This window comes from Marinagarivorans sp., assembly GCF_982758155.1.
This window is the reverse complement of record NZ_CEXWTU010000161.1, coordinates 1-11,745: the sequence shown is the minus strand read 5'-3', so window position 1 is coordinate 11,745 and position 11,745 is coordinate 1. Positions and strand designations below refer to the sequence as shown.

Annotated in this window: 8 protein-coding genes; 6 read left to right on the top strand and 2 right to left on the bottom strand. The window is 47.0% G+C overall.

Annotated elements, in window-relative coordinates; genetic code table 11:
- Nucleotides 1-32: 32 nt before the first annotated feature.
- Nucleotides 33-1,952: a beta-ketoacyl synthase gene (locus tag AC3A8L_RS15210; RefSeq protein ID WP_487963122.1), complete on the bottom strand. Its 1,920-nt coding sequence runs from the start codon at nucleotides 1,950-1,952 to the stop codon at nucleotides 33-35.
- 113 nt (nucleotides 1,953-2,065) lie between these two features.
- On the opposite strand from AC3A8L_RS15210, the gene AC3A8L_RS15205 reads away from it, so the two are divergent.
- The 4 genes from AC3A8L_RS15205 to nspC all read left to right on the top strand — a co-directional run bounded on the left by AC3A8L_RS15205 (nucleotide 2,066) and on the right by nspC (nucleotide 7,681).
- Entirely contained in the window at nucleotides 2,066-3,064 is a 999-nt protein-coding gene (locus AC3A8L_RS15205; protein ID WP_487963121.1) for a GlxA family transcriptional regulator, read from the top strand.
- A gap of 206 nt (nucleotides 3,065-3,270) precedes the next feature.
- Nucleotides 3,271-5,190 carry a biosynthetic arginine decarboxylase gene (speA, locus tag AC3A8L_RS15200; protein WP_487963120.1) on the top strand — a complete coding sequence of 640 codons (1,920 nt, stop codon included), beginning with the start codon at nucleotides 3,271-3,273 and terminating at the stop codon, nucleotides 5,188-5,190.
- A 57-nt stretch (nucleotides 5,191-5,247) separates the two neighbouring features.
- The gene (locus AC3A8L_RS15195; protein ID WP_487963119.1) at nucleotides 5,248-6,447 is read left to right on the top strand and encodes a saccharopine dehydrogenase family protein; all 1,200 of its coding nucleotides are present in this window, start codon (nucleotides 5,248-5,250) and stop codon (nucleotides 6,445-6,447) included.
- 70 nt (nucleotides 6,448-6,517) lie between these two features.
- Nucleotides 6,518-7,681, top strand: coding sequence for a carboxynorspermidine decarboxylase (gene nspC, locus AC3A8L_RS15190; RefSeq protein WP_487963118.1), 1,164 nt, complete (start codon nucleotides 6,518-6,520; stop codon nucleotides 7,679-7,681).
- A gap of 175 nt (nucleotides 7,682-7,856) precedes the next feature.
- Here nspC and AC3A8L_RS15185 read toward each other — a convergent pair whose 3' ends face one another.
- Entirely contained in the window at nucleotides 7,857-9,152 is a 1,296-nt protein-coding gene (locus AC3A8L_RS15185; protein WP_487963117.1) for a glycosyltransferase family 4 protein, read from the bottom strand.
- A gap of 134 nt (nucleotides 9,153-9,286) precedes the next feature.
- Between AC3A8L_RS15185 and AC3A8L_RS15180 the strand changes: the two genes are divergently transcribed.
- The gene (locus tag AC3A8L_RS15180) at nucleotides 9,287-10,963 is read left to right on the top strand and encodes a hypothetical protein (RefSeq protein ID WP_487963116.1); all 1,677 of its coding nucleotides are present in this window, start codon (nucleotides 9,287-9,289) and stop codon (nucleotides 10,961-10,963) included.
- A 54-nt stretch (nucleotides 10,964-11,017) separates the two neighbouring features.
- Nucleotides 11,018-11,650 (top strand): GGDEF domain-containing protein, encoded by a 633-nt coding sequence (locus AC3A8L_RS15175; protein ID WP_487963115.1) that lies wholly within the window; start codon nucleotides 11,018-11,020, stop codon nucleotides 11,648-11,650.
- The last annotated feature ends 95 nt before the right edge of the window (nucleotides 11,651-11,745 follow it).

Genomic DNA, 11,745 nt, shown 5'->3' with positions numbered 1-11,745 from the left:
GATAGCCTCTGCCCCAAATCCTGCACGGGACGCTACTCAACTAAATCATCGAAGCTAACATCCTCACCAAGCCTTACCGGTAACTCAAATCCCGGCACCTTAACGGCCCCCTCACTCCACTCCAAAGCAGTCTCATCGATAAGATTATCACCAAAGTTATAAATAGCTTTTAAATCCCCTTTTAATGCCGACTCATCATAGGCCGTCGCAGTAGCACGCGTACTTTCGAGTTTGGATTGATAAGCGGACCAAGCCGCTTGACCATGCCTGCGCTGGAGCCAACTTGCTACCATTGTCGGCGCAACAACAGTTGCCGTAGCATTGTTGCCACCAAAGCCCTTCGAGTTCAAGAAAGCCACCTGCGCCCCCCCTACACCCAACTCTCTATCCTCGGTCGATATGGCTAAACGGCCTGCCAATACATCATCAGCAACACGATCTATAGTCTTAATGCCAGGGAGTACACCATGGGCGAATACACCCAGAGTATTCATCATCTGATCGCCGCTGGCAGGGCCAAGCGAGTGACCAACATAAGACTTAACAGCGGCTACAGGCCAACCCTCGATTCCAAAATGACGCGCAACCTCATCAAAAATGCGAGACTCCGTAACTCGGTTTTGAGGCGTACTTGAACCATGCGCCTGCACAAAGCTTTGCGATCGAATAGCCTCAGACCCCAGCAGTCTTTCTGCCAACCCCACTGCCCGCGCCATCGTAAGATAATTTCCGGGTCCAGGCGCCGAGATCGACTTTTTATAGCCATCAGCATGAACAAACACACCCGGCACGGCACCGTAAATATCAGCACCTAACTCAAGCGCCAACGCATCATCCATCAACAATACATACTGGCCAGACTCCGCAATGGTAAAACCACAGTTTTCGCCAAAGGGGCGGCTAGCGCGCCGATAATCGATGGTCCCGTCAGCTAAGGTGCCCTCCGGTAAGCGTGCGATTTCAGCATCTGTCGCCAGCGCACTCATTGCACTATAGCCATCGATAACTTCAGGCAAAATAGGAGCTTCCGCACTGCCCACCATCACCACGCGACGCCGGCCAGATTTAATATCTTCGACGGCGGCATTGAGATTGTATAAAAATGTAGCGCAGGCCCCCGTCACACCACCAGTAGAACCAATACTGCCAAGAACATAAGCATTCACAAAATCAGCCGGCATCGTATTTAAACCCATCGCCAACTGCTTGGAAGTGACCCTTACGCCATGCCCGCGTGCTTGCATCATGCCGCCAAACCCGGTTCCATCTAACTGGCTCATAACACTCGAACTATAAACAGCTACCTCATCTGGACGCACAGCTGAAATTACCTTCTGCCAGCAAACACCCAGACTATTTACAGTATCACTCGCAGCCAGTACAGAAAGCTGAAGACCTTTTGGGTGATGCAATGATCGATAGTGACTACCCGGATCAAAGCCCGAAGGTAGCTGGCCCGCCGCCTGAACAGGCATTGGACTCGGGTGTAAAGCATGCGCCACAAGTGGCGACTGTACCGCCAAGGTAACCTCTCGACCATTTTGCTCAACAATACTCCAGCCTTGCGGCAGTACTTCTGGCAGATCTCGCTTCGCAATAGTGATGATGCTCGGTGCTTCAGCAGAACCCGTAAGAGTAATTTTCTTGCCGAAATTAACCGCTTCAACATCAAAGTAGCTGGCTTCTATTTTCCGTACTAACGAGCCTCGCTCGACAGAAACCTTCAATTTAGCGTAATCGTGAACGGGGTCGTACTGCCCACCCTCAGACCAGTGATAATCACCATTTCGCCACTTGAGCAATCCCATAATACTGGCAAGCGCAAAGCAATTCTTGCGCTGTTCGGCTTCAGTTAAGCTACCAAAAATAGTCCGTTTATAAGCGTGATGAAAAGAGCTACGTCCAGCGGCATTAAAACCACCAAAAGCCGTAATTACAGGGAGTCGAGTCACAAATATTACCTAAAGAATTCACTAAACGCGTGAAGTGTAATCTTGCCCAGCCCACATAAACAGGCCACAATGGCCAAAAATAAATCCATTTCAGCCAAAACAGTGCCAACGCCATGCATTCCATTGTCTTTGTTTTATGCCCCAGCATGCTGGCCACAAGCATGACCTTACCGCTAGAAATGTTGCGCGCGGCTTGGGAAATGGCGAAAGCGCAATCGCCTAAACTAGCGCCGCTATTAGTTAGCTTTCGCAGTGAGACGGGTCAGCCTATAGAAACGCACACAGGCCTAACCCTACCGACAATGCCTTTAGATGCTCCCCTACCCCCCAAAAGCCTCGTTTTTTTGCCCGCATTGTGGCGCAACCCCATCAAAATCATTGAGCACCAAACAAAAACCAGTGCTTGGCTCCAAGAAATATCTGCCCACCACACCATCGCCGCAGTGGGCACCGGTGTATGCCTGCTCGCCGAAACAGGAATGCTAAACAATAAACCGGCAACAACACACTGGCACTTTTTTGATGCCTTTACACGCCGCTACCCTCGCGTTAAGCTCAAGCGAGATCTTTTTATTACTCGGCACGAGCGCATATTCTGTACGGCAAGCATTAACGCCCTGGCCGAACTCACCGCATTTTTTATCCAAGAACAGTTTGGGCAACGAATCGCGCAGGCAGTCGAACGCAACTTTTTTCACGAAATACGACAGCCGCTTACACAGGCCGGCTTAAACACGACCAACCCAGCCACCACCAATGAACTTGTGGCGCTAGCCACCGCAAAACTGGATGATCAGCTAATTACCGCCTTGCGTCAGCAAAACCAGCCCGATATCAACATTGGGGCTCTCGCCCAATCCCTAAGCGTAAGCGTACGAAGCTTAAACCGACACTTCCGTAAAGCCTTAAACATATCGCCACTACAGTATGTGCAGAACAAACGCATGCTCATTGCGAAAGATTTACTGAAAAATAGCAATCTCGCCATTGCAGACGTTGCAAACCATGCCGGATTCCAAGACCCACAGCACTTTAGTCGACTATTCAAAAAGCTTTACCATGTCGTGCCAAAACAGTACCGAATCACTGTACGCAGCAAGCTATTTACCTAATGAAAAAAGTCTTGATATTTCTGTTTTTCAGTAGCCAACATTCTGGAAATCTGCGATAGTTCGCGCCAAAATGAGTGACCGCTAACGCTTGTATATTCGAGCATAACGACCCGCATTCAAACACCGCCGCCCAACGCGCTAACCGTGCCGAAAGGCGCCCTATCAATATTCAGACCAGTACATCATTAACACAGGGCTTCCTTGCATTGAACACAAAATCTCGACCGCCTTGGTCTACCGAAGATTCGGCGGAGCTTTATGCTATAAATGAGTGGGGCGCAGGCTACTTCGCTATTGACGAAAACGGTGAAGTCGCCGTTTCGAGTACCACTGCTAACAACGTGAAGGTGCAGGCGTCTGTATTGGACATAATACGTCAGACGCGTGAACGCGGCTTAGACGCCCCAGTACTCATTCGCTTTGAAGACCTATTAGCCCAGCAGATAAAACGCTTGAACGAGGCTTTTCGTAAGGCTATTAAAGACAGCAAGTATCAGGGCGAATACCGTGGCGTATTCCCCATAAAGGTAAACCAGCAATGCCACGTGATAGAAGAAATTGCTCAAGTTGGTGCGCCCTACAATCATGGGCTAGAAGCGGGCTCTAAACCTGAGCTGATTATTGCGCTTTCAACACTTGAAAATCGCAACGCCTGTATCATTTGTAATGGCTATAAAGATCAGGAATTTATCGATCTAGGCCTTCAGGCCTGCAGCATGGGCTACAAAGTTTTCTTTGTCGTCGAAACGCCATCAGAACTCCCTATAATCCTTGAGCGAAGCAGAGTACTCGGCATCAAGCCCATGATTGGGGCCCGCGTAAAGCTAGCCTCCATGGTTGGCGGGCACTGGAATGCAACGAGCGGAGATCGCAGTATTTTTGGACTATCGACCGCGCAGCTTATCGAACTTGTAGACACCCTGAAAGCGGAAGAGATGCTGGATTGCTTGCAGCTCCTCCACTATCACTTAGGATCTCAAATTCCGAACATTCGTGATATCCGCAGTGGAGTGCTTGAGGCCTGCCAAGTCTACATGGACCTGGTTCGCGAAGGCGCTTGCATGGGCTACCTAGACTTAGGCGGCGGACTTGCCGTCGATTACGATGGGTCAAAATCTGATTACGTACATTCACGCAACTACTCACTGGATGAATATTGTGCCGATATTGTCGATGTTTTAATGTCGACCCTAGACCCATTCAATATCGCACACCCCACCATTGTGACGGAATCTGGCCGCGCAACAGTCGCCTACTCTTCGCTTCTGGTATTTAATGTTTTAGATGTTGCCACCTACGAGCCCGGCACCATTCCAGACGACATACCTGCCAGCGAAAACATCATGATCCGCAACCTAGTGCATTTAACTAGCAGCGCTAACGAACGCAACATTCAAGAATGCTACAACGATGCCGTTTTCTATCGTGATGAACTACGCGAGCTATTTAAACGCGGGCAGATTAATTTACGCTCACGCTCTTTAGCTGAGAACTTATTCCTTTCTGTTATGCAACGCATACTCGCAATTGCAGACGAAATGCCTCGCGGACTCCATGAAGCCGATAAATTAAAAGAACAGCTATCCGATATTTATTACTGCAATTTTAGTCTATTCCAATCACTCCCAGATATGTGGGCCATCGATCAGGTCTTCCCTGTTATGCCACTACACAGGCTAAACGAAGAACCCACAAGACAAGCCATTATTGCTGATATCACTTGTGACTGCGATGGCAAGATTGACCGCTTCGCCGATCGTCGAGGAACGCGAAAAACACTCGCACTACATCCACTAAAGCCTGACGAAGAATATTACATCGGCGCTTTTTTAGTGGGAGCCTACCAAGAAACACTAGGGGATTTACACAATTTATTTGGCGATACCAACGTCGTAAGTATTCGTTTCAACGACGACGGCGATTACGAATTCATACACGAGATTGAAGGCGATAGCATCGCAGACGTATTAAGCTACGTGGAATACGACCCGCGCACAATGCAAGATCGCTTTAGGCGCAACGCCGAACTTGCCGTTCGCGAAGGAAAAATCACAGCCTCAGAACGGCTAAAAATCATGACTGCTTTTAGCGATAGCATGCGCGGTTATACTTATTACGAACGTTAAACTCCATTAAATCCCACTAAATTATATTAAATACTAAACCGAACAGAGGTTTATTTTATGAGCAAAGTTTTAATTATTGGCGCCGGCGGCGTCGGCGGCGTTGTCACCCATAAATGCGCGCAATTGGCCGACGTATTTACAGATATTATTTTAGCGAGCCGCACCGAAGCTAAGTGCAAAAAAATTGCTGCGCAACTCAAGCGCCCAATTCGCACGGCACAAGTGGATGCAGACAATGTCCCGGAGCTTACCGCGCTACTTAAAAAAGAAAAACCAAGCCTAGTCATTAATGTCGCCCTACCTTACCAAGACCTCCATATAATGGATGCCTGCCTTAACGCCGGCATTCATTATATGGATACTGCCAATTACGAGCCGCCAGAAGAGGCGAAATTCGAATATAGCTGGCAGTGGGCCTACCAAGAAAAATTCAAACAAGCTGGCCTTATGGCTCTTTTGGGCAGCGGTTTTGATCCTGGCGTTACGAATGTGTACACCGCCTACCTCAAGAAACATTATTTCGATGAGATTCATGAGTTGGATATTATCGACTGTAATGCAGGAGATCACGGCCAGCCATTCGCAACCAATTTCAACCCTGAAATTAATATTCGCGAAGTCACTGCTAATGGACGCTACTGGCAAGATGGCCAATGGATAGAAACACCACCGTTATCCATTAAGGACACCTACAACTTCCCCGAAGGTATCGGCGCCAAAAACATGTACCTGATGTACCACGAAGAACTTGAGTCCATCACTAAACATTTCCCAGAAATTAAACGTGCGCGCTTTTGGATGACGTTTGGCGATTCATACCTGAAACATTTAGAAGTTCTTGAAAATGTCGGTATGACAGGCATAAAACCTGTCATTTATAACGGCGTAGAAATTGTACCGCTACAGTTTTTGAAAGCCTTGCTGCCAGACCCTTCAAGCCTTGGACCTTTAACAAAAGGCAGAACCTGTATTGGTTGCGTAGCCAAAGGGCTAAAAGATGGCGAAGAACGCATTATGTATATTTATAACATTTGCGATCATGAGGCCTGCTACGAAGAGGTTCAATCTCAAGCGATATCGTATACCACAGGCGTACCCGCCATGATTGGCGCCAAAATGATGCTTGAAGGTAAATGGATGGAAGCTGGTGTCTGGAATATGGAACAGTTCGACCCTGATCCCTTTATGGAAGACCTCAACAACTACGGCCTCCCATGGACAGTCATTGAGCTAAAAGATACCGGCCTCGCCAGCTAATAATCTCCAACGTTCAAAGCCGCTAACCCTAGCGGCTTTTCTCTATTCATACCTTTCGCGGAATTACAGCGTGCCTCATAGCCTAGAAAATTTTGATCTCCACAGCGTACCCAGCCCATGCTATGTCATTGATGAAGTACAGCTGGAAAAGAATCTGCAGATATTAGCCGACGTTCAAGAGCGTAGCGGTGCCAAAGTACTTTTAGCACTAAAAGCTTTCTCAATGTTTAATACCGCCCCGCTAATAATGAAGTATCTCACGGGCACCTGCGCTAGCGGCCCTTATGAGGCGCAGTTAGGGCGTGAGGAATATGAGGGGGAAGTGCATACCTATGCAGCGGCCTATCGCCCACAAGATATGGAGCAAGTTTTAGCGCTTTCAAATCATGTGGTTTTTAATTCCTTCAACCAATGGCAGCAATATAAAGCGCAAGCGCTGGCCACCCAAAAAGTGCGGACAGAGCTATCTTTTGGCTTGCGAATCAATCCAGAACACTCTGAAGGTACCACCCCGATCTATGACCCATGCGCACCCTGCTCTCGAATGGGAATACCCCTGCATCAATTTGAAGGCCAAGATCTTTCTGGCATTAGCGGGCTTCACTTCCATACATTATGCGAACAAGACTTTGAACCCTTAGCGCGCACACTCGACGCCATTGAATCTCGCTTTGGCCACCTACTCGCGCAAATGAAATGGATTAATTTTGGCGGAGGCCATCACATTACCCGTAATGATTACCAAGTTGACGCGCTCGTTGAACGCGTAAAAGCCTTTAGCAAAAAGTTTAGTCTGCAAGTTTATTTAGAGCCCGGCGAAGCCATTGCCCTAAATGCCGGTATTTTTGTCGCTGAGGTGCTCGACACCTTTTCCAATAATATGAACCTAGCTATACTCGATGCCTCGGCAACTTGCCACATGCCCGACGTACTCGAAATGCCCTACCGCCCACAAATTACAGGCGCCGGCGAACCCTCGGAAAAAAAGCACACCTTTCGACTTGGCGGGCCTAGCTGCTTATCGGGCGACGTCATTGGCGACTACAGCTTCGATGCGCCCTTAGACATTGGGCAACGACTGATGTTTGAAGATATGGCAATTTACACCATGGTCAAAAACACAACATTCAATGGCATTCCACTGCCCGCGATTGCTATAGCTAACAGCACAACTCAAACAGTAAATATTGTTAAAACATTTTCATACGATGATTTTAAAATGCGCCTGTCTTAGCTTAGAGCGAGTCGATACTAACTTATCCGATTAGGTGAAAGGGCCTGCAGGGAAGCAGACTACTATCGACGCAGGGGCATGTAACGCTTTGAACTCGAACGTAGGCTGTCGAAAAAAGCTTTAATGGATAAACTATTATTGCCTCGCCCCTCCCCCGACCAAACAAAGGAAAACACTAACTATCCATCAAATTATTATATATGCCACTTAATTGATCTGACTTAGCCTTCCAAGAAAAACTCTGGGCTTTTTCAAAGGCTGCAATTGAATGTCTTTTGAGTAGGGTCCGATCCTGAGCATAAACTGTTAATGCTTCCGCCACCTTATCGACAACATAATCTTCACCGACTGGAGAAACCTTGAAACCGCAACTATTGTCGACATACTCTCCAATCCCTCCATTATCAACGACTACACACGGAAGCCCGCACGCCATCGCCTCCATAACAACAGCACCACCAAACTCTCTTACCGAAGGAAAACCAAAAACATCGGCTTGCGCATAGTATGCCCGCGTCTCCTCCTGTTTGACCCAACCAGTAAAAGTTACTTGATCAGTAACCCCGAGCTTCGAAACTAATTTTTTCAGCCCCGTCATTTCAGCCCCATCACCTACAATGGTTAACTCAATCGTATCCCCCCCCGCTATTACTTTAGCAATAGCGCGCACCAACATATCTGCGCCTTTATAAGGAACAAGCCGGCCACTGAATACAATTTTCAACGGGCTCGCAGCACGAAGATCTAGAGCCTCCAAATGAGCAATGCCGTTACTGTAAAAGTCATCTGGAACAGCATTTTCGAAAACCAATTCCAAATTGCGCTCATCCAACTTAAAGGCATTTTTAATCCAACCCTTCGTATATTCAGAGCCTGCAAGTATTTTATTCGCACGCTTATAAGTCTGCTCATAATTAGGGATTAACCAACGACCAATATTTCGAAAGAAGTTAAACTGAGAAAACTCTCGACGCCCCCGATCAGCGAACCCCTTCGGGAACGGCACCCCCCCATTAACAGGCCCTAACAAAAATGGAACCTGAGTACAATTTTTTGACAATGCAACAGGATACCTCGGCATCATTGGTGTTAGCACATGAACGAGATCGTATTCACCATCATCAACCTTACCCCCGAACTGCTCCCGAACAGTACGATCAAAAAATGCGTACATTGGGTATCTAAGTACATGGTACAAAGGCCATATTGTTCTACCACGAAAAGTCGTAAGCCAAGCAACTACGTTGTAGTAGTTTTTTTCAGAACGCTTAGGCTCAATAAAAACAATATTGTCATTACCGTGACGCGCCTCTAAAGCCGGACGATTCCTATCATGAGTCACTAGTGTAACGTCTGCTATTTCATTGGCGGCAACATAAAAATTATACCCAACCAAGGGCACTGAAGCCCAATCTGGATTACAACTCTCCACTACCAACAACACTTTCGGCTTCTTTTTTTGACCGTCCATAACACCCTCATAAAAAACGCGACCAAGCCAGACATCAAATTGAAGTCGGATTGCAAGAGGAATATGATAGCAGCAAAAGCAATCATCGACTAAGAAAGAAGGTGATTGCGCTATTACAAACAAGGCGCCTCACAATGTATCAAAAAATAATCTCGACATTGTTTTTACTACTGCTCACCCAGAATATTTCAGTCGCTCAAACTACTGAGAATCCAAAAACAGTACACCCCTCTATGGGGATGGGGCTCAACGGAATATCTGACTGGTCTACTCAGCTCCCCTTTATTGATTTAATGAAACAATCGAGGGAATGGATGGATTGGAGCAATAGGGCGAGCACCTTGCCTATTCACACCAACAAAAGCGACTGGATTACAAAACTGGAACCAGGCCAAACCCTTGGGACTGTATTTTTAACCCCAAAAACCGCTCCGATCTACCCGGCCTATGTCGTTAGATATGAGGGCGACGGTGAAATTAAGTACAAGTGGGCCGCCAAAAAGGACTTGAAACAATCACGAAAAGGGCGCGATTTCATAACAGTAAAAAAAGGCGCGGCACTACTCGAGATAATAAAGACTAACCCAGAAAACCCTATCAGAAACATATCGATTGTAGCCGTAGATCACCTTTCATCATGGGAAAAAGGCGATATATTCAATCCAGATTGGATAGAAAAAATGAAACCATTTAGAGCCCTTCGCTATATGGATTGGCAGAAAACAAACAATTCAGAGCCTCTCTCTTGGGAGGAACGCCCAAAAATGAACGATAGAAGCTGGGATAGTAAAGGGGTTCCTCTCGAAGCAATTTCAGCCTTAAGCAATAAATTGAATAGCATCCCATGGATAAACATTCCTCACTGGGCAGATCAAGAATTCATTAAAAACATGGCTTCAATACTTCATCAAAACCTCAATACAAACCTCCCTCTTTACGTGGAGCACAGTAACGAGGTTTGGAACTTTGGCTTTAAGCAAGCCAAGCATGCTTACAAGGCAAGCGAAGAACTATGGGGTAAAAACGGGGACGCATTTGTTCAATGGCACGGAATGAGGACAGCAGTAATGTGCGATGCTTTCAAAAAAGGAGCGTTTGCTAAGTCGAAAAATAGAGTTATATGCACCCTTGGAGTACACACGGCCGTAAAAGGGAGGGAGAAGGCTGCGTTAAACTGCCCACTATGGAAAGAAGCGCCCTGCGTAGACCATGGGATTGATGCTATTGCAATTACCACCTATTTTGACGCTCGACTCAACGGGCCAAGAAAAACAGGCCCCAAACAAGATTTGGACAATATCAAAAAACTCATAAAACACCCTGATCGCATCAATCTCGCGTTCAAACAAATCGAGGACGGCTCAATAATTCCAACCCCCATCAAAAAAAAGCCCTACCTTGGCCTTCAAATTGAAACAGCAAATTCAGTGGGCTATTGGTCCGGAATTGCAAAAAAACACAAGCTTTCATTGATTGCCTATGAGGGAGGGCAACACATAACCGCGAATGGCCAAGCCCTTCAGAATGACGAAGACACAATCGAGTTCCACAAAGCTATAAATAGGGACCCTAAAATGAAGGCCTCCTACAAAACAATGCTCGCGGAATGGAAAAAGAGCGGCGGAGGACTCCATATGCACTTCGTCGACATACGCGCACCCGGAAAATGGGGCAGCTGGGGAGCACTCGAAAGCGTTAAGCAAAGTAGCTCCCCGAAATGGGATGCACTAATGGAATTCAACGCAGCTGAACCCTGCTGGTGGGAACACTGTAAAGAGTTCCCTATAGAAAGACGAGAACAGCAACCATAATGTAGTATCAAATCACGATATGCCCCCTCAATCATCTAATCACTTAGGGTATTTATGACAAAACTTATAGAGAATACTTGCCCAAATAGTGACGATTGCTCTGCATCTAAAGAATTAGAGGCTTTACACGCACGTATCAAGAAACTTGAGCAAGAAGTTCATCGAGATGAACTGACGGGGCTATATAACAGGCGTCATTTTAACTACGCAACAAACCAAGAATTAGAACGGACGCGCAGGAGTGGACACCCAACCAGTTTGGTTCTTCTCGATATTGACCACTTCAAACAGGTCAACGATCTTTATGGTCACCCCATTGGTGACCTCGCGATACAACATGTCGCAAACGCCGTCACCCACAGCTTAAGACGGCTTGATATTGCATGCCGCTATGGAGGGGAAGAGTACACCATTATTTTACCCAGCACCCCAGCAAACACTGCAATCGCCGTGGCCGATCGTCTTCGGCAACAAATAGTCGACGTACCATTAATACTACCAGAAGGTCGGCAACTGACGCTTACAGCCAGCCTAGGGGTTTCATCTGCTGCCAAGGAAAATGAAGAGTTAACCCCACGGGCCCTTGTTATGCTTGCAGACAAAGCACTCTATAAAGCCAAAAATAAAGGGCGCAACTGCGTAGCTTTCAACCTACCGCTTCCAGAAGCTTCATTAGACGATACATAATCACGTAACTCAAACCCAGCATTACACCCAACGCAATAACCCTTAGGGGCGAGGCAATAATAGTTTGTCCAATTAGACGAAGGCGCCTGTTTTCT